Annotated in this window: 10 protein-coding genes, 1 tRNA gene and 2 pseudogenes; 4 read left to right on the top strand and 9 right to left on the bottom strand. The window is 64.7% G+C overall.

Going from position 1 to position 23466, the window contains the following annotated elements:
- Window positions 1-1209 precede the first annotated feature (1209 nt).
- The 4 genes from CWO89_RS19205 to CWO89_RS19185 all read right to left on the bottom strand — a co-directional run bounded on the left by CWO89_RS19205 (window position 1210) and on the right by CWO89_RS19185 (window position 15679).
- Window positions 1210-10098 carry a hypothetical protein gene (locus tag CWO89_RS19205; RefSeq protein ID WP_245476385.1) on the bottom strand — a complete coding sequence of 2963 codons (8889 nt, stop codon included), beginning with the start codon at window positions 10096-10098 and terminating at the stop codon, window positions 1210-1212.
- Between the two features lie 3214 nt (window positions 10099-13312).
- The gene (locus CWO89_RS19195; RefSeq protein WP_245476386.1) at window positions 13313-14239 is read right to left on the bottom strand and encodes a FecR family protein; all 927 of its coding nucleotides are present in this window, start codon (window positions 14237-14239) and stop codon (window positions 13313-13315) included.
- A 95-nt stretch (window positions 14240-14334) separates the two neighbouring features.
- A complete protein-coding gene (locus tag CWO89_RS19190) occupies window positions 14335-14850 on the bottom strand; it encodes an RNA polymerase sigma factor (RefSeq protein ID WP_165421238.1) in 516 nt (171 codons plus the stop codon).
- Between the two features lie 97 nt (window positions 14851-14947).
- Entirely contained in the window at window positions 14948-15679 is a 732-nt protein-coding gene (locus CWO89_RS19185) for an STN domain-containing protein (protein WP_130580312.1), read from the bottom strand.
- A 643-nt stretch (window positions 15680-16322) separates the two neighbouring features.
- Between CWO89_RS19185 and CWO89_RS45965 the strand changes: the two genes are divergently transcribed.
- Both CWO89_RS45965 and CWO89_RS19180 read left to right on the top strand, forming a co-directional pair.
- A complete protein-coding gene (locus CWO89_RS45965) occupies window positions 16323-16514 on the top strand; it encodes a hypothetical protein (RefSeq protein WP_165421237.1) in 192 nt (63 codons plus the stop codon).
- A 93-nt stretch (window positions 16515-16607) separates the two neighbouring features.
- A pseudogene (locus tag CWO89_RS19180) lies at window positions 16608-17660 on the top strand (recombinase family protein); the annotation flags it as partial.
- Here the strand turns inward: CWO89_RS19180 and CWO89_RS47945 are convergent.
- The 5 genes from CWO89_RS47945 to mnmA all read right to left on the bottom strand — a co-directional run bounded on the left by CWO89_RS47945 (window position 17556) and on the right by mnmA (window position 20684).
- A complete protein-coding gene (locus tag CWO89_RS47945) occupies window positions 17556-18110 on the bottom strand; it encodes a hypothetical protein (RefSeq protein ID WP_245476384.1) in 555 nt (184 codons plus the stop codon). The pseudogene CWO89_RS19180 and the gene CWO89_RS47945 overlap by 105 nt on opposite strands.
- Window positions 18111-18229: 119 nt before the next feature.
- Window positions 18230-18306 (bottom strand) — tRNA-Met (locus CWO89_RS19175).
- A gap of 128 nt (window positions 18307-18434) precedes the next feature.
- The gene (locus tag CWO89_RS19170) at window positions 18435-18794 is read right to left on the bottom strand and encodes a hypothetical protein (protein ID WP_130580311.1); all 360 of its coding nucleotides are present in this window, start codon (window positions 18792-18794) and stop codon (window positions 18435-18437) included.
- Window positions 18795-18846: 52 nt separating this feature from the next.
- Window positions 18847-19485: a class I SAM-dependent methyltransferase gene (locus CWO89_RS19165; RefSeq protein WP_130580310.1), complete on the bottom strand. Its 639-nt coding sequence runs from the start codon at window positions 19483-19485 to the stop codon at window positions 18847-18849.
- A 20-nt stretch (window positions 19486-19505) separates the two neighbouring features.
- Window positions 19506-20684: a tRNA 2-thiouridine(34) synthase MnmA gene (mnmA, locus tag CWO89_RS19160; protein WP_130580316.1), complete on the bottom strand. Its 1179-nt coding sequence runs from the start codon at window positions 20682-20684 to the stop codon at window positions 19506-19508.
- A 1344-nt stretch (window positions 20685-22028) separates the two neighbouring features.
- Here mnmA and fliK point away from each other — a divergent pair.
- Both fliK and CWO89_RS19150 read left to right on the top strand, forming a co-directional pair.
- Window positions 22029-22600: pseudogene (gene fliK, locus CWO89_RS49565) on the top strand (flagellar hook-length control protein FliK); the annotation flags it as partial.
- 12 nt (window positions 22601-22612) lie between these two features.
- The gene (locus CWO89_RS19150) at window positions 22613-23368 is read left to right on the top strand and encodes a flagellar hook assembly protein FlgD (protein WP_130580308.1); all 756 of its coding nucleotides are present in this window, start codon (window positions 22613-22615) and stop codon (window positions 23366-23368) included.
- The last annotated feature ends 98 nt before the right edge of the window (window positions 23369-23466 follow it).

The following is a 23466-nucleotide window of genomic DNA, read 5'->3' as shown; positions in this document are numbered from 1 at the left end:
ATAACTGGGCCGAGCAGGTTGTTTCGGAGGAGCCAGCGCGACCAAGCGTGTCTGATTGGGCGTTCGGTCTTTAGGCCTTTAATATCGAGAGCCCCTCCTTCGCGAAAAATCATCGCAAATAATTCGCGATCGCAGTCACTTGCGAGATCGAGTCGTTCTCAAAACGAAAAACAGGGTAATCGAGTCGTTCTTAAAGTCAAAAATCGAGTCGTTCTCAAAATGCGGCGTCGAACGATTTCAAAGGGATAACCGAGTCGGTTTCAAAGTGGCCCCACATTGCTTACCGGGTCTTCATCTCGCCAGGCCGTGAGGTCGCCGCACCAGAAATGACTGCTTCGTTGACCGTCGTCATACCTCAGCGGTCGGCAAGCTGCCGCTGCACATTTGATTTTGCTATGGCGCCTCCATTGGATCGCAGCTTCGGCGACTTTGTCGCAAGAAAACGCGCACGGGCGCTACCTCCTGCGAATCCAGGTGGGGAAACGCGCCGCAAACCTCGCTGATCTGCCCTCCTCCGTGTCGACCTGCGAATGGAATTCTATGGCGCAGGCAACTCGCGGCGCTCCCTCAAGGTCAGATAGCGGCTTTCCTGATCGGTGAGTTGTCCTGATCCCAGGATCTGGACGGCACTCGATGTATCATACGCGACGCTGCGGCGTGGCGTGGAGGCGTCCGATCGTTGATCGTCCTGCCGTTTACGCTGGCTGTCGTTGTCGCCAGAGAACCCATCGCCGCCGCCGAAGCCGAGGAATTCGACCATGATGATCGAGGGCCGATCGGAGTTGTTGGGCGCGGCCGGCTGAGCCTGCTGCGTTGCTGCCGTCATGTTGTTGCTGCTGGTCAATGCCGCGACCGGCGGCGCCTGCACCGTGGGAACGCCGGTGACATTGCCCTGTGCCTGGATGTTCGCGGCGTTGACGATCCGCAGCGCCGCGAGGTTGACGTCGGCGCCGGAGCGGATGCCCGCTTCGCCCGCATCGATGGTGCCCAAGGGAGCGATAAGGTCGATGCTGCCGCCGGGAACGCCCGGGACCGGGCTACGCGAGGCAATGCCGGCGCCGGAAGATGGCGCCGTCGGCGACAGCGTGACATTGCCGTAATTGGCGTAGACGCGCCTCGGCGGCGTGTAGACGATCGTCGTCTTGGCACCGCGGCCGGCGTTAATGTCACCCTCGGCCGACCAGGCGAGGACATCGCCGCCGAAGGTCGTCATGATGCGTGACAGGCCGAGCAGGACCGATCCTTTCGAATACATCTGGATGTTGCCGGAGCCCTGAGTGATGACCCCCGCCGAGGCCGGCGGCACCTGCCCCTCGACGCCGACCACGATCTGGCCGCCCGGAGCGAACATCTGGATGTTGCCGCCGACATTTGTCCGTACCCCTGCCCCCCGAACATGATGATGTCGCCGCTGCGCGCTATCGGATTGCCCGCGGCATCCCGGTCCGGGAACAGCGTCGCGATCATCTGACGGCCGCGTTGATACGAGCCGTAACGCGAGCTGGCCGTGTTGTTGTATTCGCGGCCGCCCTCACGGAGCTCGGCGAAATACACCTGGCGCAGGAAGATGCGCTGCTGCTCCGGTGGCAGCGCGGCGAAGGCCGCACGCGCCTCCTCCACCGAACCGCTGAAGCCGCCCCGCTCCTTCAGCCACGCGACCAGTTCGCCTTCATAGGTCTTCGCGACCTTGCCGGGCTGATCGGCGAGCGGCTCGCCCGTCTTCGCCAGATTGGCGGGATCGAGATAGAGTGCCGCAAGCTTCGCATAATCAGGCCCGGCCGTGCCGACACCGGCCATCATCGCGACGGATGCACCGGGCCGGTTGTCACCGGCGACCACCGATCCGATCGAGGTGATGTTCGCCTTGTCTTCCATCAGGAGGTTACGGCCGGCGGAGACTTCCAGCGTGCCCGGTCCGGCCACGGTGAAGTTGCTATAGAGAATGTCACGCCCGGCCGAGACGATGGACACGTCGTCCGGCGACTTATGCACGAACAGATTGCCGCGGCTCTTGAACTCGAAGCCGGTGATGCCGCCTGTTTCATAAACCCCCGGCACGTCGCCGCTGCTGACAATATCGCGCCCGGCGATCATCCGCACCGGAGCTCCGCCCTCATACCAGTCGATGCCGAAGCGATATTCCGGCTCTCGAAAGAAGCCGCCATTGCCGACGTGATTGATCACCCGGCCCGTGGAGACGCCGACGATATCGCCGGTCAAAGCGTAGAACCGCGCCGGCTCGGACCCTGCATTAGCCTGCCCTGCAGCCGTCGCAGAACCGAAGGCAAATAGCGGGAAGATGCTTTCGTTCGACTTATTGCCCAATACGGACAGGTTGCTCGCCTGCGGCACGTTAGGCAACGCGTTCTGCACCCAGCCCGCGAAAGCGGGATTCTGCGGCGTCGCGATCATGCTCGCCGCGGCGCTGGACTGGCTGACCGTGAAGCCGCCGGCGAAGATCGAGTCGCCGGCCAGGAACTGCAGTTCGCTGCGGGGTGACGGCGCGAGCAGCAGGGATTCGATCGGACTGACATCCACCCGCGAGTCACGCGCCGCCTTTCCGTAATACAGGCTGCCGGTCGCCGCGACCGCGCGAACGATCGACGGATAAACGACGGCATCGTCGGTGAACGTGTTGGTCCCGAGATAGTTCGTATAGGGCGTGAGGTTGCCGCCGGCAGAGAACATGTCGATGGCAGTGCGGTCGGTCCACAGCGTGAACCAGGTCAAGCCCTTGCCGGTGACGCCGCCGAACGAGAACGGCGAGACGTTCACGAGCGCCACGCGGCCGGGATCGGCAACATCCTTCAACACGAGATCGCGCAGCGTGGACAAGCTGAAGGTGGCATCGCCCGGTATCAGGCTCGGACCGCCGCTCGCCAGGCCGCGCGTGGCAGTGAACGGATCGTAGGCGCGCGTCTCCTTTGGAGTGTTCATATCCGAGCGGTTGCCATAGGTCAGGTCGATGCCGCCGATATCCGACGTCTTGACCTCGGCCCGGCCGCGCAGATTGGTGATCGTGCCGTTCAGATGCGCGGTGCTGTCGCCACCTACGGAGTTCAACACGCCGCCGACGCGCAGACTGAGATCGCCGCCGCCGGTGAACTGAATACTGCCATCGGCCGCGACGCGACCGGTGCTGCCCACGGCCAGAACCAGACTTTGGCTGCGCGGATTGTAGTTTCCGTTGTCGAACGTGCTGGCCGCCAGCGTCGACAGCCGGCCCGCATTGCCAGCCACATCCACCGCGAGGTTGCCGCCGCCGAGGGTGCCGAAGCCGGTGAAGCCGACCATCTTGTCGGCATATGGTGTGTTGCCGTTCATGGCGCCGACATAGGTGCCGAAATTGATCCACCAGGCGGCGGGCTGCGCCTGACCACCGGTCGCGACATTGTTGCTACCCTGACGCCACAGCCAGTTGGCGACGTCGGCGCTGTCGTAACCATTGTCCGCCTGGTTCGGCCGCAAATTGATGGCGGTGGAGCTGTTCATCATGTCGCCGGTGAGATTGCCGCCGACCTTGATGGTCAGGTCGCCGCCGAAATTCGGATACCAGGCGCGGTAGACACTGTTGGCACCGCCATCAACGAGCTTCTCGTAGCTCCCGTTTTCATCACCGAGCACGGTGGTCCGTCCCATCAGGCGCGCACGCTGCTGATTGTATGGATCGTCGGCGTAAGTCGATACGGACGAGGTGCCTGCGGTGTAGACGCCATAGAGCGAGTCCATCCGCAGATTGCCGCCAGTGAAGAATTGCAGATCGCCGGTGCCGGTGCGGATCACGCTCGGACGCGTGCTGCCGGGCGTGAGGGCGTATGTCGTGGTCGGACCTGCCCCGCACCAGTACCCCAGATCGACACACAAGGCCGCAACCGTTTCGTAACCGACGATTGCCAGAACGTCTTCATCGGTCATCAGTTGGCCTGCCAATTCGGGCATGCCGAGTTCGTCGGCCGCGGCCTGCGTCCAGATTTCACCGCCCGGCAGCCGCTTGCCGAACAAACCATAGTGACTGTCCGCCAGACGGATATCGCCATGCGCCGGATGCGACTGCACGCGGCGGCCATCGGCGGCATCCAGATCGGCGCCGGCGACGAAACGCAGTGACCATGACTGCGAACCATCCGGCAACATCGGCGCGACCGCCCAGATGCCGCCCTGACGACCGGCAGTTTCCGGCCGCAACTGCACGGACTCGACACCGGCCGGCAGTTTCACATTGGTGCCGGACGGGATCAGCGCGCCCGGCTTCAAGGCGAGATTACCATCGAGCAGGAACACACCGGTATTCGGGTCGGTGCCGGCCATCGGGGCCGTCAACGGAACACCCTTCGGCCAGACGAAAGCCGACACGGCAAACGAAACGGGCATCACGCTACCGGCATCGAGCTGCGTGCCGATCGGCAGCGTTTTGGCTTCGCTTAGCAACGTGCCCGCGGCGAACAAGATGTTTCCTGCGCCGTCGCGCACGGCAGCGGCCAGTACCGTGCCAGCCGGAACGGTCACCGCCTGGCTCAGCTTCGCCGAAGCCGGCAAACGCGCTCCGGCCGCAAAACCTGCGCCCTTGATCGGCAAATCGTAGTTCAGCGTCGCGCCGCCCGGGAATGCGGTGCCGTCCGCCAGCGTCACGCCGACGCCGGGCACGACGATGTCGCCGCCGGTGAAGTCGATGCCAGGCAGCAATACCCAGCCCTTGTCGTCCTGGGTGGCCGGCGGCGGCGCGAAGCCGTCATTGATGCTGCCATAGATGCTGAGATCGCCGCCCGCGCGCAGCCGCAGCGTGCCGATCTCGCCGGAGCCATAGACACCGCTGCGCACGAAGTTCGGATTGACGCCGTTATAGCGATAGCCGGACAGGTCGAGATCGCCCTGCACGACGAGATCGCCATCCGCCGTCTTGCTGGCGACTTCGATGCCGGGCCGCAGATGGAAGGCGTTGCGATAGGTGGTGTTGTTGAGACCGCCGAGCTTGCCGCTCATCACCGGTGCCCGGCCCAAAGCGGCGTCGATGAATAGCGTGGCTTCGGCATGTTTGCCGTCGAGCCAGCCTTGAGTGATGACCTGATACGGACGTCCGGTCACCGCAGCGTCGGTGCCATCAGGCGCATCGGTGTAACGCTGCATCGCATTCACCGCGATAGAGCGTGCGCCCTGGATCGTGACCGGACCGCTCGCATTGATGGCGATATCGCCATAGGTCGCCGCGTCGGCATCGGTGATATTGCCGCTGCTGCCGATGCGAGGCGCATTCAATTCGAGCGTGCCGCGGGCGATGCCGTCGTTTTGGCCGGCTGCATTTCCAAACGATGCAGCCGTGCCGTGACGCAGATCGATGCGCGCGCCGGCGGCCAGCGTCAGCACGCCATTGCCGGACGAGAGATCGACGATGGCGCGGTTCGGGCCGTCGATGATCTTGCCGTAGCTGTCGACGCGCAAGATCTCGCCATGAGCATCGAGCACCGCGCCGCCGGCCAGGGTGAGGCCATTGCGTGCGGCAAGGTAAATCGATCCGACGCGCGCACCGCTGGCGTCGACGGTGCCGATGACCGTGAGTTGGCCATTGTCGAGCGAGACGTCGACATTGCCGGCTTGCAGGCCGTCGCCGATGACGAGGTCGCCCTGCTTGAGCTGGAAGCTGCGACCGCCCAACACCTGACCGGCATTCAGCCGCTGGTTCAGCGCCGCGAACTGGTCGCTGAGCGAGCCCGCCCCGCCGAGATGCTGGGCGCGGATCTCCACGCTCGCCGCCTTGTAGGGCATATCGGTGCCGCCGGCATCGAAATAGCCGGAGCTGCCGCCGAGGATGCTGCCCTGCAGATCGACCGTGCCTGCGGCGGCATTCAGCGCCACCGCGCTGAGCGTGCCGGCGGCATTGAACTTCGCCGAGAGGTCGATGCTCGAACCCGCCGCCTGCCGGATGTTGCCGTTGCTGCTTTCGAGGATGATGTCGCCGCCCCAACTGCTCTTGGCGATATCGTTGAAGACGATGGTGCGGCCGGCCATGTCGATCCGCGCGGCATCGGTCAGCGTGATGTCGTTGGTTGCACTGAGCGTCAGCTTGCCGCTCGGCAGCACCACCGAACTCGCCAGCACGATATTGCTGCCGGACAGCGAAAGCTGCGCGCCGAGCGCGCCGGCATCGACGGTGACCGCGCCCGGCGATGCACCGCCCGGCGAAGTGACCGATACGGCGCCGCCGGCGACGATGCTGTTCACCGAGCCCGCCGCGCCGGTGAATAGCGGCGTGACGATGTTCAGATTGCCGCCGCTATAGGCGTAGCCGGTGTCGGGCGTATAGGCGTCTTGCGACTGATAAACGGCTAGGCTGCCCTTGTGATTGGCGGTGATGCGATCACTGGCGCTGAGCGTGACGTTGGCGAAGCCCAGCATGAGCCGGTCGTAGGATTTGACGTTGCTGGGCTGCGTGAACGGACCGAAACCGAATTCCATCACTTCGGCCTGCAGGTTCAGCGCGCCGCTGCCGGTGCCGGCACCGCTGGCCACCACCGCGCTTGCCTGGTTCGTCGAGCCGCGGAACACCAGATTTTTGGTGCGGATGCTGGCGAGCGTGCCGGCATTGCCGTAGCCGTAGATCGCCGGCGTGGTCAGCACCAGGCGGTCCAGCGTGGATTGGCCGGTGACCGGATCGTAGGTATCGAGCGCGACATCGCCGAAGAAGTTCATGCTGCCGGCGGCGCTGAGGATCAGCGACTCCAGTGCCGGTGCGCCGGTGCTGGTATCGCCCGCGATCAGCCGGTTGAGAACGCTCTGGTTCAGGATCAGGCCGGTCGGCAGAATGCCGCGTGCGGCGTCGGCCAGTGACTGCGCGCTACCGACATTGATGCCGCCAACCGCCAGCGACAGGTTGCGCGTGCCGTAACGCACGGCGTTGCTGAGCTCGAATTTGCCGGTGGTCGACAGCACGATGGTGCCCTTCGAATATAGCGTCGTATCGCCGCTGCAGGTCGAGAGCACGCAATTGCCGATATCGATGCCGCCACGGGCGACGTTCGCCGATGGCGCGACGTTCAACAGGCCATTGGAGACCGCGACGAAATGGTTGCCTTCCGGGGCATAGATGAAGCCGTCATTGCTGTCATAGGCGACATTGCCGCGCGCCAGCGTGTTGATGCTGGCGCCCTGCTCGATTCTGATGAGGCCATCGCCCAGATCCGGATTGCTCGGATCCTGCGCGACCAGGAACACTTCCGGTGCCGACAGTGACGCGCCAGAACGCAGATAGATGTATTGCGCGGTGTCTCGGGACGATCTGACGTAGTTGCCGCCCTGGCCGTATTCGACATAAGAGAGGCCACCGATCGTCAGGCGCGACGCACCGATGGCATTGAGGGCGTCGTCCGTGATGGTGACACCGGTAAAGCCGGCGGTAGCCTGCCGTCCGCCCGCTACCACTTCGATATTGTTGGCGATGATCGAAGCGGAGCCATCGAAGCCGCCGGTTGCGGCGGCAAACAGGCCGGTCCCCGCGAAAGTCAACGAATTGGCTCCCGCTCCGGCAATCAGATTGAGTTTGAGTCCCTTGCCATCCACCGGCAGCATCGGCCGCGGAATGCCGCGCCGCGCGGCCTCGGCGATGGCGAAATCAGCATAGCTGGTTTCGTCATACAGCGAATGCGTGCGTGCAACGGTTCCTGGCGTCAGAATGATCCGGCGAGCAAGACTGTCGCTGATCCCGGTATTGGCGACACCCAGATGCGCCGACGCGATGAAGGAGCCATTGGGCAACGATGCCGCGACGTTGAGACCACGCGGATCTGCCGCGGTGAGTTCAACCCGGAACGCGCCGGGCAATAGCGCGTAGGTCGAGGGCATCAATGTATAGGTGCCGGCCGGCAGGCCCGGCGTGCTGCCATCGAGGGTGATCTGACGTCCGATGGCAGGGTCGCCGGCGCCGGCATCGGGACTGACCGGCGCATAGGCCGAAATATGACCAGGAATGATCGCGTAGACCTGATTGCCGCGCGTGCTGTAGCTGTAGCCCGGATTGGAGTCGGCCAGCGCATAGCGCAACACATCGACCGAACCGCCGCGACCGGACACGAAACCCGCGCCCGTCAAGGTGCCGCCGCCCGACAGATCGAGCACGGCGCCCGCCTGCACATCGACCGCCTGCGCGTTGAGCGAGACGCCGCTGGCCAGTGTGCCGTTGGCCCTGCTGCCACCGACGCCGATGAAGGTCACCGCGCTGCCGGCGTAGTTCCATATCTGGCCGTCGATGGTGCCGCCATAGGGCATCACGAGACCGGCGCCGCTCACCGAGGTGAGACTGCCGGCGAGGAAATCGACGCTGGTGGTTTGCAGGCCCGTGCTGTTCTGGCCGAATTCGAGATGGCCGAGCGGCGCACGTACCACGCCGCCCTGCACGACATGCGCAGACACGAGACGCAGCGATCCGAATGCCGAATAAGGCAGCGCCGGCATTTCGGTGGTGGAGCGGCCGATGATCAGGCTGCGCAGCGGATCGAGCCGTCCGTTGATGCCGCCCGCGCTCGCGCCCGCGACGGCGCCCGTGGTCGGATAGAGTTGCGCCGCCAGCAACGTCATGTCGCCCGGGCTATCCAGACTGGTCGTCGGCTGGCCATTATTCGATGGCGTGCCGAAGGCCAGGAAGCGCAGATCGCCGCGGCTCGTCAGCGTCACCTTGTCGAACACCGGCACCATCGCGCCGCTCTGTCCCCGTGCGCCGAAGCTGACAAGTCCGCGCACGTCGATCAGATCGGCGTCGGCTGTGAATGTCGCCTTGCCCGGCAATGACGAGGGATAGGTCAGGCCGAGCGGCTGGACGTAGCCGTCACGACCGGCCGGGAAGTAGCTCGCCAAACGCAGATAGGACGATGCAAGGTGAACCCGCGACATCAGCGAGGCGTCCGCAGTCAGCGACAAGCCGGTGGTATAGATCTGCAGGCTCTGGCGCAGGGTGAGATCGGTGTCGCCGGCGAAGCTGACATTACTGCCGAGCAGCGCGAGATTGTCGAAGCCGCCGCTTGCGATCTGCGACACCGACAGACGCGCGCGTCCGTAGATCAGGGATGACGAAGCCGCCGCCGGATTGTCGAGCCACTGCAGAGCACTCCCGCCGCGATCCTGCGCGACGATCAATTCGCGCGGAAGCAACACGCCCGCACTTGCAGTCGCGCGGGGATAGTCCGGCGATAGCAGCCCCACCGACAGCGTACCGCCAGCAGCAGTGGCACTACCGGCTTTCGCCGTGAACGAGCCATCGAGATACAGGCCATTGTTGGAGGTCAGCGAGATGCTGCCGCCATTGCTGGCGACATCGGTCGCGCCCTGCCCCGAGATATCCAGTGTGGCCTGCGTCCCCGATGCATCGAGGCGCGCCCCTTCGCGTACGACGACGAACAGATCGGGTCCGGTCGCCAGACCGGTCGTGTGGTCGATCACACCGCCGATGGTGATGCTGCCGCCATTGGCGACGATGCCGTAGCGCCGCCCCTTGAGGTCCAAAGCCGTTACCGCACGTGCGGCAACGTCAAGCACCGCGTGATCGCCGAGCCAGATCGAGCGGCCATGGCCGGCGGCATTGGCGTTCTGTCCGTCAGTGCCGCCAGCCACCACCGAAGCCAGCGTGATGTTACCGCCCCACGCATTCAGTGTGCCGTCGACGGTGAGCTGGCCGATGCTCTGCAGCTTGATCGCCTGGCCGGGATCGACAGTGATGGCCGCATCGCGCGCAACAGTGAGGCCGACGCTCGCCATGTCGGCGACACCTGATGCATTGGTACCGGCCTGCAGCAGCAGGCCCGCGCCAGTACGCTGGACGAGGCGATCGCCTGCGGCGTTCGGCAGATAGAGGGGTGCGGTCCAGAGTTCGAGCGCGGTCGATGGATCGCCGCCCGTCGCGACGGCATAGGCGCCTGCCCCCATGCGATAGCTCGGCATCATGACGTCGATCGCCGCACCACCGGCGACGGTGACACCCTTGTGGCCGATCACATCGTATTGCGCGAAGCCGGTGCGAAACAGCGTGCTGTCGAGATTGAGAACGGCTGCGTCGGGCGTCCCGCCGATGATAATGGTCGGTCCGGATTCGTCCCCCGCCGGCGGCGCCGTAGCCACGGACTGCACCATTGAGCGTCAGGCGACCGTTGCCGGCGCCCAGCGCATCGGCCAGCAGGCTGACATTGCCGCCTTTGCCGCCCTTGAAACCGCTCTTGACCTCGATGGACGCCCCTGACGATGCATCGATCTGCGCGCCTTCCTCGATGGTTACGTCACGCGTCGATTGCAGCGACACGCTGCCGCCATCGCGAAAGGCCAGTCCGTTACGATCGTCGGCGTCCGCCACCGCATTGGTCCAGGCGCCGCGCACATCGATGACGGCGCCATCGCGCAAGGCGACCGTCGCGCCACCGTTTACTACGAGCGCCACCTGGGAACCGCTGGGGCCCGCCGCCGTAAACAGATTCGTGGCGTTGACGCTGCCCGATCGCGCGGTGACATCAGCCTTGATATCGATCACCGGCGCGATGAGCTTAACGCTGCCACCATTGGCGAGGGTCAGTGGCGCGTCGATGGCGATGGCGCCGCGGGTGCCGAGTTCGAGGCCCCCGAGCCCCTGCGCATTGAGATAATCGGCATCGAACCAGGCGGTGTTGGCGCGACCATCGGGCAAGGCGTCTGCACTTGCGAGGGCAGCGGTGACACCTGCGATATCTCCGATGCGGACATCGGTCGTGTAGAGGTTGGTGAGCCCTACAGCGGTGTATTGACCAAGCGCCAGCGTGCCTGCCCGCGCGATGGTGTTCTGCGTCAGCTTGTAACCGTCGGTGATGCCATCCGGCCGTGCGCTCGACTGCCGTTCGCCCTGGACGACATCGGCCAGGATGTCCCCTTCGAAGATTGCGGTCGGCGTCGACAGGATCAGCCGGCCCGCATCGCGGCCGACCGTGTAGCCCTCCTCCCAGCGCACGCTCTCGCGGCCCTTGCCGAAGGGGCTGGTCCAGACTTCGGTGACGTTCCAGCGCTCATGCTTGCGGATAAAGCCCTGGCCAAGGCCATAGAAGGTCATGTCGGCGCGGGCATCGTTGATGTTGTAGAGCCGGCCGTCCGGTCCGAGGAAGTTCGTGGTGCGGATGTAGCCGGCCTCGTAGCGGACCGCGCCGCCGGAGATGTCGAACACCGACCCACCCTGCGCGACCACTTCCGGCGCCGACAGCGTGATGGCGCCGCCGACCGCACTCCATTCGCCGATCTTGTGCGGGGTGTTGGCGAGATAGCCGCCGACCTCGAGCAGGCCGCCCGGTGTGTAGTAGCGATCGCCCTCGTAGCCACCGGTGCCCGACGGCACATGGATCAGGTCGCGGATATCGACCCAGACGTCGGCGTTCTTGAGCGCACCATTGTCGCGGTTCTGCGGGGAGTCGCGGAGCTCATTGCCCTGGATGTTGACCATGAGGTTGTTGGCCGACATCGCCAGCGACACGTCGCGCACGCCGGAGACATCGATCGTCGCCCCGCTTTCGGTGAAGATGCGTCCGCCGGCCGACACCGCCACCTGGCCGCCCTGCGCCATGGTCAGCGATCCGGCTTGTTGCGAGGCGCCACCCTTGAAGATCACATTGCCGCCGGTCACGATCTCGATGCGCGACTGATCCAGACGGTCGGCGAGCAGGGAGAGATTGTCGAACGGGCCGGTCACCGACAGGCTGCGCTGCTGGTTCGCGGTGGCTGAAGCTGCGATCAGCGCGTCGCGCTGGCTGTTGAGCGCGGCCTCGTCACTTTCGAGCTCGGGGATGACGGTGGTGACGCTGCCCGCGCCGAGCGTCACGCTGCCGCGCGTGTCGGTCACCGAGTTCAACAGATGGATGGTGCCGCGGGTGTTGACCGAGGTCGAGGCGACCAGCGCGCCGTTCTGCTCGATCGTGCGGCCGGCCAGCGTGATGTCGCCCTGCGCGCTGAAGACCATGCCGTCATTGCGGACCAGCCCGGCGAGGCTGCCACCACGAAACAGCGGCGCGATCTCGTTGCCGCGCGTCGTCGAGTACTGGTTGGCGTCCGTTCCGTAGGCACGCCGCAGCACGAAATCATCGCCCGCGGCGAGCTGGGTCTGGCCGTTCGGCGTGGTGATCGCGCCGGCATTGACGACCTGCCCGCCCATCAAGAGCACGAACCCGCCGCCAGAGGTGACAGAAGCCGGCGCATGGGTCGCAATCTGCGCGCCTGCCTCGACGCTGACGACACCGCCACTGGTGCCGTTGCCGAGCAGCGCAGCCGCATCGGTGAAACTTGGCGTCCAGGTGGAGCCGGCCTGGGTCGAATAGATGCCGCGCAGGAACTGGTCGTTCGTGATCTTCGCGGTCGAGGCGATCAACGCGCCGACATTGATCTGGCTTCCGCCGCCGAAGATGATGCCGTTCGGATTGATCAGATAGACCTGCCCGTCCGCCTTGATCGCGCCTAGGATCTGGCTCGGCGCCCCGCTCGCCATGATCCGGTTCAGCGCCACCCAGTCGGAATTGCCCTGCTGGTTGAAGTTGACCGTGGTCTGCGCGCCGACATTGAACGTCTGCCAGTTCAAAATCGCCCGCGGCGCGGTCTGCTGGATGCCAACCACGGTCTGACCGCCGCTTGCAGCCTCGGTCGGCGCATTGGCGCCGCTCCAGCCCGCGGCCATGTCCGGCATCAGGCCGCCGGGCGTGAGCCCGTTCGGCACATTGAGGTTCAGCCCAGCGGCATGCGGCACGCCCTGCGCCGTCGCCCGCGCCGCATCCTGCAGGCTCCGGATCGCCTGCAACGCCTGCGTCGCCCGGTTGAGCGATTGCTGCGCCTGCCGCGCCGCTTGTACCGCCTGCTGCGCGTTCGCGACCGCATGGTTGACCGCCGTCAGCGGCGCACTCACCGAACCGGCGCCGAGCGGACGTGCGACGGCCCCCTCGACACCTGTCAGCGCAAGCGCCAACGCGCTGGTTCCGGCGAGCAGCGCCCTGCGCACGACGCGGCGCGACGTGACCAGCGGAGGGAGTTGCGGGTCTGGCGAACAGACGCGGCGCGGGCGGCTGCCATGACGATGAACCTGCATTCTAGCTCCCCTTTCGCAAGACGTCCGCCGTCGCTGCGAGCGCGCGCAGCTCTGACCTTCCGTCAGCGATATGCAATTGACCCCGACGTCGCATCTGCGACGATCTTAAGATCGAAGAGCAGGCCGGACCGCGACCGGCCGAACAGCTCCCTATCCGTTGACGACTGGGCAGGCCGCCATCAGAACCGGGACGGAGAAATTTTTCGAACCGGGGTGAAACAAATTTTCTTGAGGCGGCTCTGGAACGAAAGATCATCCGACCAGAACGAGACCACCGGGCAACTGCCTGACGGCAACCGCAAAGGCCTGCTGAAGATAAACGAGCACGTTCTCCAGCCGATTCAGCTGAAAGCTCGCGTCGATCAGGCGCTCTCCGAGATGGCGGTTCATCAGAACGATCCTCCCGGACCGGTAGCGGTTGACTTCGGAAATGACATCCGACAAAGGTGCCTTGCGAAACACGAGCCGCCCTTCCTGCCAGGCAATGGCCGTTACGGGATCGACACGTTCCGTCGCGCCGATGCCGAACCGGTCGTAGATCACTTTCTGGTTCGGCTCGAGAACGATAGCCTGCTCCTCACGTTCGACCTTGACGCGGCCATCCAGACAAATCACCGCCACGCGATCGTCGGCGTCGTGACGCACGTCGAACTTTGCGCGGGCGGCCACGATACGTCCTCCGCCTGCAACGACGGTGCAGGATTTGTCCGCTTTCGGCGCGGCCGCGATGATCGCCTCGCCTTTGATCAGTTCAATCCCCGCATCGCTTCCACCGGCCAGTGCCAAGCTGCTCCGCGTATTGAGGTCGACCGAGACGCCCTCGGCGACGTTGAGCCGGCGCCGCTCACCGGGCGCGGTTCGAACGTCAGCTCTCAGCTCCGCCAATGAAGGCCAAAGACCGAGCGGAGGATGGACGGCGACGTAGGTTGCGCATGCGGCTGATGCCGCGACCGCACCTCCCAGGAACGCCCGCCGCGCGAGAACCGGCGTTGAAGTCGCCGCAGGACGCGCAATATGTGGCCGCTTCGCCTGCGCGGCAACTTCGCCAAGCCTGTCCCAGACCCGTGCCGCTTTGGCATAGGCCCTGGCGTTCGACGGATCCTGTCGGCACCACTCCTTGAATGCGTCGGCGTCAGCTTGCGTCGCGGTCCCCGATGACAGCAGCGACAGCCAGGCCATGGCTTCCCGCTGCAGCCGCTCTGGATTGGCCGGCTGCGATTGTCGGTTGTCTGACGGATTGCCCACGTTTCCCATGACGCCTTGTGACATGCCTCCTACTCACTAGACGACTTGGGAGGATACGAACCGAACCGCGTGATCAGGGTTCTTTCAAGCTGATCGGCGCAATATTCCAGTGCGCGCCGCAGGTCCTTGTCGACCATCCGTTCCGAGATGCCAAAGCGCGTGGCGAGTTCGGCATGAGGTGTTCCATCGACGCGCACGCCGATCAGGATCGCCCGCTGGCGCGGTGTGAGCGCCTCAAAGGCGCGAACGAGGGCGGCGAATTCAGCACGAGCCTCCATCTCCTGTTCAGCGTCGATGGCGGCGTCGGCATAGTGATATAGAGCGTCAACTTCGGAGTAGCTCAAGCGGCGATCTTCGGACCGACGCTTGTCATGGGCAATATTCAACGCCACACGGACGATATAGTCATGTGGCCGCAAAAATAGCGTTCCGTCCCTCCCATCCAGCCGCAGATAGGCCTCATGCAGCGCCTCGCTTGCGAGTTCCTCCGAGCCGAGACGGCGCACAAGGCGACGCCTAAGTTCGGTGTAGCCGGCAACCAGCAACTGCCGGAGCGAAGAACGGGATGAGTTTGTCATTCAAAGGAGTCGGATGCACCCGGACGTCTGGATTGCAGAGCCCCCATCGTCGGACCGGTTCGCCTCATTCTCTTGCCGCACCTTGCGACTGGCAATCTCTTGTATGTTCCGGCGACCTCGGCAATATGACAAAGGTCACCGGTTGCTCAAGACCGGGTGGCGGAGCTTCTCCTACCGAGACGCGGCCGATCCGTGCGGCGAGATTCGATGCGGCCTGGTCCTCGGCATCCGCCCCGAGAACGCGAGCGTTCACGATGTCGCCGGCAGGTCCGATCCATATCGCGAGCGCGGCACGGTATTGTCCGGGAGCCGTGTCAGGCGATCCACACAAGGCGCGCTTCAGCGCAGTCTGAAGCGCTGCGAAGAAGTGATTGCGTACCGGATCGGCAGACCATTTCGGTATCCGGCCAATCGGCGGTTCCTGGGCCGCAGGAGCAACCAGCGTGTAGCCCTGATCGGCCGCACGTCGGATGTACAGCCCGGTCGGCCGCAGCAAGGCACGCAATGCTTCCTCGAAGGTGTACACACCCTGCACCGGTGCCGATTTCTGGCCAGCGGCCAGTGCGTGGTCGACAAACACTTCAACGCCCGTTACGGCCGCGTAGGACATCAATGCCTCTTCGAGCGGCTGAGGGGGTATGTCGAAATGCGCCGAATCGGCAGTCCCCCCGACCTCACGTGCGAAGCGCTCTTCGGCGGCATGCACGACGCTCAACGCGGGAAGCAACATCCATGCTGCGATCACTGCAGGACGAACATTCGAGATCGCGAACTTATCGCCTAACCTTTGCAACATCTGTCGTTCGTCACGCCGGACCAGCCGCCGGAAATCGGAAAATCACAGGCAACTAGACGGCAAATATTACGGTTTGACGACGAGTTGCACGTGGGCTTATTCAATGCCCCGGATATTCGCCAAGCTTGGCTGCAAGATCGAGCAACAACTTCACAAGGCCTGCCCTTTCAGTCTTCCGAGGGCACCGCAACAGTTTCGCACCAGAAACAACTGCAACAGAACGAGACGAAAGTCGTCAAATCCGAACGAAAACGCAGCAAAATCAACGGATCCGATCGATATCCTCCCGCTCATGACGGTCTGGGCGCAGCTTCGAGTGCCGTCCGATGATAACTAAACCAATCGCGAGACAGGGACTCGTTTGGGCGCGATAGACTTCGCCCCAAATACGCGGGTTGCAGACGCGACCGGCAAGCTGCCCTCCTTTTCCTTCGCTGTCGCGTCCAATCGTACGATGAGCTCATAGTGCTCATTCAATTTTGGCCTCGCCTGAGCATGATGCTCGGGATGATCAACGCTTCCGGCATTTGCCTGACAGCACAAGAGCGTGTGCCACGGCTATGGCGACGTTTGCAGAGCTCGCGGGCGAAGCACTGATCGAGGAGCAACACATGCTGGGCGCCGCAAACATGGAGATGATGAGGTGACGGTGTTCGCCATCGTAGCCGCCATCCTTGATCGCGAGCTGCAGGAACGTGCTGTCTCCTCGATCCGCCGCGCCAACTGCGAGACCATCATCCGCCACGTCGTCGGCGACACCGCGGCGCTCGCCAACGAAAGCCTCACGGCACCGCTCAATGTCGAAATGATCGAGCAGGAGCCCGGCTCCCGATGACCAACTCGCCGCGCAAGCTATCCGCGGAAAGGCCTGGCGCCGCCGCTTTGGCCGTTGCGCACGCCCTTGCATTACTGCACGCAAGGCAGGATCATGCGGCCGAGCTCGTCCGCCGGGCCGAGCTGGAGGCAACCGCAAATGATCCGCGCAGCCATTTACGCCCGCTTCTCGTCCGATCGGCAGAACGATAGATCTGTCGACGATCAGATCGCGTCCTGCCGCGAGCTCTGCGCCCGCGAAGGCTTTACGGTCGTGCTGACCTTCTGCGATCGCGAGATCTCCGGCGCCTCGACCGTCAATCGTCCCGGCTTCCAGGACTTGATGCGAGCAGCCGAAGCGCGCCGCTTCGATGTCATCGTCGCCGAGGACGTCGATCGCATTTCGCGCGACCAGGGCGATTGGCATACCGCACGCAAGCGGCTCGACTTCCTCGGCATTGCGATCCACACGGCGAGCGGCAAGGTGGGCAAGCTCGATGGCGCCCTGCGCGCGCTCATGGGCGAGATGTTTCTCGAGAACCTGGTCGTCCACACCCGCCGCGGCCTCGAGAGCGTGATCCGCGACGGCCGCCACGCCGGGGGCCGCGCCTACGGCTATCGGGCGATCGCAGGCAAACCAGGCGAGCTCGAGATCGATCAGGCCGAAGCCGAGATCGTGCGGAGAATCTTCTGTGAGTTTGTCGAAGGCAAGACGCCGCGCGAGATCGCCGCGGGCCTCAATGCCGACGGTGTCAAACCGCCCCGCGGCAACAATTGGAATGCGTCGACGATCAACGGCAATGCCGCACGCGGCCATGGTATGCTGATCAACGAGCTCTATGCGGGTCGCATCGTCTGGAACAAGGTCCGCATGATCAAGGATCCTGCCACCGGAAAGCGCGTGCCACGCCCGAACCGCAAAGACCAATATCGCAGCGTCGACGCGCCGCACTTGGCGATCGTTGAAGACGCGATGTTCAAGGCCGCCCAGGTGATCAAGGCTGGCCGCAGTCACCAGGGCGCCTCGCAATCGCGCAAGGCTGTCCGGCCCTTATCAGGCCTGCTACGCTGTGGATGCTGCGGCGCCGGTATGTCGGCGATCGGCGCGCAGAGGGAGGGGAAGCCTCACCGCATGCAGTGCTCGGCATTCCGCGAGAGCGGCGTCTGCAGCAATGGCCGCAAGGTTTCGCGGCCGGCGATCGAGACTCTGGTGTTTGAAGGCTTGCGCGAGGAGCTCGCCAATCCCGAGGCAATCGCCGAATATGTCCGCACCTACAACTCCGAGCGCCGGCGCTTGGCCAAGGAGAGTGGCGATCGCGAGAAGCATCTGCAGCGCCGCAACGGCGAGCTCGACCGCGAGATCGATCGCCTGATCACGAACATTGCGAAGGGCGCGGATTTCGACACCTACAACCCGAAGGTCAATGAGCTCGCGGCCGAACGCAAGCGCGTCAAGGCCGAACTCGCACAGATCGCGGCCGCTTCCGAGATCGTTACCGTCCACCCGGCGGCGATCGAGCGCTATCTCGCCGATATCAAGCGCCTGGCCGAGGTCGCCGCAGAGGCTGCGGAACTCGACGAGCCCGAGCTCGTCGCAACGCTGCGCCAGCTGGTCCAAGCCGTCATCGTTCATGCGCCGCCGGGGACCGACGAATTCGCAATCGAGATCAAGGCATCCTTGTCGGAATTGACGTTGCCGGGACCGTTGCTGAAACGTTCGGGTGGGGGGGGGACAAGTGGTAGCGGGGGAGGGACTCGAACCCCCGACCCCAGGATTATGATTCCCGTGCTCTAACCAGCTGAGCTACCCCGCCACGGCGACGCCGTTGCGGCATGGAAATGCCGCGGCGCGAATGCGCGGCATATAAGGAGTGGGCGGACGGCCTGTCAAGCAAAGCAGGCTGTCGGCCAAGTCCCCTGCCAAGGTGCTGCGAAACGGGGGCTATTTGGGCCGGACGGAGGGATCGCCGCCGGGGCTGCCGGGTGGCGGGATCACCGGTGTATTGCCGCCGTCCGGGGCCGGCGCGTGCATTTCCGGGTCGACCCCCGCGGGCGGGCACAAGACGCCGTCGGAACGCGCAAGCTTGTCGCCGAGCGGCTCGGATCGCTGGCCGGTGGTGGTATCCGGCGTGGCGTTGGGGTTCGCCGGACGTTGCATCGGCGTACAATTCTCGCCGCGTGGCGGCTGGGGCGGCGCGGTCTGCGCCGGGGGTGTCGTCGGCGCAGGCGGGGCCTGTGCGACCGCCGCACCCGACACCGCCATCAGCACACCGAAAAAGAGAAGTGACTGGTTCATCCGCATGCAAAGAAAACGGCGGGCGCGCGCGGAGGTTCCGCACCAGCCAAGAGCTCATTCACGATTTGCGGAAGCGGATCAGCGAAAAATGCCCCATCGGCGGCATCGGGCGCCGCTCGGCAAGGGTGACGCCGCCGTGTTTCCTGGCCCAGTTGGCGAGCCGCGCCCATGGAAATTCCGGCCGCCAGCCGAGCCTTCGGGCAAGCGGCGCAAATGCCAGTTCGAACAGGCGCCGCGGCCCGCTTTCGGCGCCGATGTGGTTGACCAGGATCAGCTCGCCGCCAGGCTTCAGCACGCGGATGAAATCATCCAGCGTCGCCTCGGGATCCGGCACCGCCGTGATGACATATTGCGCTACCACCGCGTCGAAGAATGAATCCGGGAACGCGAGGTTCTTGGCGTCCATCACCGCCAGCGTCTCGACATTGGTCAGGCCCAGCGCGCGCACGCGCTGCTGCGCCCGCCGCAGCATCGGCTCGGAAATATCAACGCCGCAAAGTCTGGTGCTCCGCGAATAGTCCGCCAGCGACAGCCCGGTGCCGACGCCGACATCGAGCACACGGCCGCCGATCCGGTCGGCTTCCGCGATCGTCGATTGCCGGCCCTGATCGAACACCTTGCCGAACACGAAATCGTAGATCGGCGCCCAGCGCCCATAGGCCTTTTCGACCCCCTCGCGGTCGATATCCGCCGCCATCCCCCTGCCCCGAATTTATGTCAGCGCACGGCCTCGGCGAGAGGCCGCGCCATCGCAGCCACGTTCCTCGCGGCTGCGCTCTTGATGAATCCGCCGCCGAGCACGCGCGCCTGGCCGGACGGCGTGTCGTAGAACACGCAGGCCTGCCCGGGCGATACGCCCTCTTCGCCGGCGACGAGCTCGACCTCGTAGCCCCGATCGGTCCTGCGCAGCAAGGCCGGCTGCGGCGCGCGCGTCGAGCGCACGCGCACGAATAGCTCGATGCCCTCGCCGATGACGCGATCGAGCGCGCCATCGCCGATCCAGTTGACGTCGCGCAAGAGAATGCGATCCATGCGCAGCGCCTCGCGCGGGCCGACGACGACACGGCGGCTCGCCGCATCGAGCCTCACGACATAGAGCGGCGCGCCGGTCGCGATCCCCAGCCCCTTGCGCTGGCCCACGGTGAAATGGACGATGCCCTGGTGCTGGCCGATCACCTTGCCGTCGAGATGGACGATGTCGCCGGGCGCAACCGCGTTCGGCTTCAAGCGGCTGATGATGTCGGTGTAGCGGCCGGTCGGCACGAAGCAGATGTCCTGGCTGTCCTGCTTGTCGGCGATCTCGAGACCGAAGCGGCGCGCGAGTTCGCGAACCTGCGGCTTGGTCATGTCGCCGAGCGGAAAGCGCAAATAGTCGAGCTGCTCGCGCGTGGTCGCGAACAGGAAATAGCTCTGGTCGCGATCGGCGTCGGCGGCACACACCATCGCCCGCGATCCGTCGGCGAGGCGCCGCGAGGCGACATAATGCCCGGTCGCGAGCACGGCGGCACCGAGCTCGCGCGCGGTCGCGAGCAGATCGCGAAACTTGATCGCGCGGTTGCACTCGATGCACGGCACCGGCGTCTCGCCGAGCGCGTAGCTGTCGGCGAAATTGTCGATCACCGATTCGCGGAAACGACTCTCGTAGTCGAGCACGTAATGCGGAATGCCGATCCGCTCGGCGACATTGCGGGCATCGTGGATATCGCGGCCGGCGCAGCAGGCGCCCTTGCGATGGGTCGCGGCGCCGTGGTCGTAAAGCTGCAGCGTGATCCCGACCACGTCGTAGCCTTCCGACTTCAAGAGCGCAGCCGTCACCGAAGAGTCGACGCCGCCGGACATGGCGACCACGACCCTCGTATCCTCGGGACGGCCTTCGAGATCGAGACTGTTGCGCATGGAAGAGGTCATCGATTTCTATCGCGAGCAGCCGTTGCCCCCGCGACCAGCGTTAAAAGCGGACTTTGCCCAGAAGGCTTTGGAGCATCGCCGAAAAGGGCTGATTTGCCTCGTCGGGGCGCAGGAAGAGCCACCCTTTAATATAGGCCGTATCGCCGCGAAGCAATCAGCCGTCCTTGGAAGAGATATAGACGGCAAATCTTGCCGCCGGGCAAAAAGCGAACCGCCGCGACATTGCTCCAAATCCGGCACCCTCCTCGTAAGATACTGTAATATAATGGTATTTTTTCGAGGACTCGCTGGCCCGCTCCTTGCTGATGGGGAACTGAAGTTCCATCCCGAGGGTCGGTTGTGGTCAAGGTCGCGCAAGAAGCATTGGCAGGCATGTCGTTTCAGGCCAATTCGCCGAGGTCGGCGCGGCCCGATTCCGGCCCCGCGCCCGGAAATGACAGTTTTGCCGCGCTGGTCGACAGCAACACGGCGGCCCGCGACGATCGGCCCGACGACAGTTCCCGTCCTCCGCCGGCATCGGCGCGCCGGAACGATGATCCCGCTTCGGCGGCGAACACGAGGTCGCGCGATGACGGCGCCGGCCCTGACCGCCCTGAGCGAAATGATGTCGATGCGCGCAACGACGCCGGCTCCAGCGGTCGGACCGACAAGCCCGATCACGCTGACTCGAAGTCCGACACGCCAAAATCCGATTCGGCAAAGTCGTCGAAACCGAAGGACGATGCCCCGGCCAAGGATGATGCCAAGGACGGTGATGAATCCAAGCAGGACGACGGCACCGCTGCAACCACGGTGATTGCCGCGACGGCTTCCGCAGTCGTCGCCAGCCCCGCCAATGCAGCGCCCGCAACACCGCCGGTCTCGGACCCGGCTACCGCTCCGCTCGCGACGGCGGCCGCGGCAATCGCGGCTGTGGCCTCGGTCGCCGGTACGGCTCCCGCAGCGGCCGACGCGGTCAAGACCGATGCCCAAGCCAATGCCCAGGCCGAGGCTCAGACGGACGCCAAAGCGGTAGCCGCCGTTTCCGATAGCGCGGAGGCAGTTGGCGGCACCGCGACCGGCATCGCGCTGTCTGCAGCCGCCCTCTCGCCGACGCCGCAGGCAAAGGCCACAACCCAGTCAAAGCCGACGCTGACCGCGAAGGACGCCATCCCCACGTCAGGCGCGCAAGACAACGCAACAGACTCCGCGCCGGCCGAAGCGCCGACTGGCATTGTCCCGGATATCGCCCCGCCAGAAGCGGCCGCCGGCAAGCAGAAAGCCGAGCACGCCTTTGTTGACGCGGTGAAGGCGGACGCCTCAGGCCATTCCGCGCTGACGCCGGCTGCGCACGCCGCAAGCCATGTGGAGTCGGGCGCCGCGAACCCCGCGCAAACGCTGGCCGCTGCATCCGACAACGCTGCGCAGGCGGCCGCCATGATCCAGCCGCAGATGCCATCCACGCCCACGACGCCGTCGGCCAATGCGCAACTGACCGTGACCGCGGCAACAACCCATGGCAATGCGGTGCCGGTCAGCGGCCTCGCACTGGAGATCGCGGCCTCGGCCACGAAATCCGGCTCGATCCGCCCGAGCTTGGGCGCATCGATGTGCGCATCCATGTCGACAACCATGGCCAGGTGACGTCGCATCTGACCGTCGAGCGGCCGGAAACGCTGCAGATGTTGCGCCAGGACGCCAACCAACTGCAGCGCGCGCTGGACAATGCCGGCCTCTCGACCGGCAATAGCGGATTACAGTTCAGCCTGCGCGACCAGTCGTCGTCGGGGCAGAACGGCGGCAACCAGTCCAATCCCAATGCACATCGCCTGATCGTCAGCGAAGACAGCGTGCCGGCGACCGTCGCCGGCCGCAGCTATGGCCGCATGCTCGGCGCGAGCGGCGGCGTCGATATAAGGGTCTAGAAGGAGCGCACCATGGCAACTGACGTATCGATGCCGTCGCCGGTGGTATCGGCACCCGGGACCGGAACGGCCTCGGGCAACAACACGGCGTCAACCCAGACGAAGGGCATCGCCGACAACTTCCAGACCTTCCTGACGCTGCTGACGACGCAATTGCAGAATCAGAACCCGCTCGATCCGCTCGACACCAACCAGTTCACCGCGCAACTCGTGCAGTTCGCCGGCGTCGAGCAGCAGCTCAAGATGAACGACCAGTTGAGCTCGATCGTCGCCCTGGAGAAGAGCGCGCAGTCGACGCAGGCGCTGATCTATGTCGGCAACACCGTTGCGGTCGACGGCAGCAAGGCGAATTTCAACGTCTCGGCGACCTGGAACATCAATGCGCCGAAGGAAACCAACGCCACCATCACGATCAGCGACTCGACCGGCCAGACCGCCTATTCCGGCAATTTTTCGCTGAAGACGGGCGGCTCCAGTTTCGTCTGGGATGGCAAGGGCAATGACGGCAGGCAATGGCCGCCAGGCAGCTACACGCTGACCGCGACGGGCAAGGACTCGTCCGGCAACAACGTCGCAATCTCGACCGAAGTCCAGGGCGTGGTCGATTCGGTCGACCTGACCGCCACGCCGCCGCTGCTCTCGATCGGTGGCCAGACCTATACAACCGACCAGATCAAGCGAGTGATCCGCCCGAGCACTGGTAACGGCGGCAATGACTCTGGTTCAGGGTCCGGCGATGGCTCCGGCTCCGATTCCGGCTCGACCTAGAGCTTCGGTTCTGATGGAATTAGAACCGAAGCTCTAGATTCTTTGCTTTGACGCGTTTTCTTCACGCGAACCGGTACCCACTTCGCTCGAAAACGCTC

The sequence above is a fragment of the Bradyrhizobium sp. Leo170 genome, assembly GCF_004296405.1.
Classification (GTDB): Bacteria; Pseudomonadota; Alphaproteobacteria; order Rhizobiales; family Xanthobacteraceae; genus Bradyrhizobium.
Note: the sequence above shows the minus strand (reverse complement) of the source record. Positions and strands in the feature narration are given on the sequence as shown.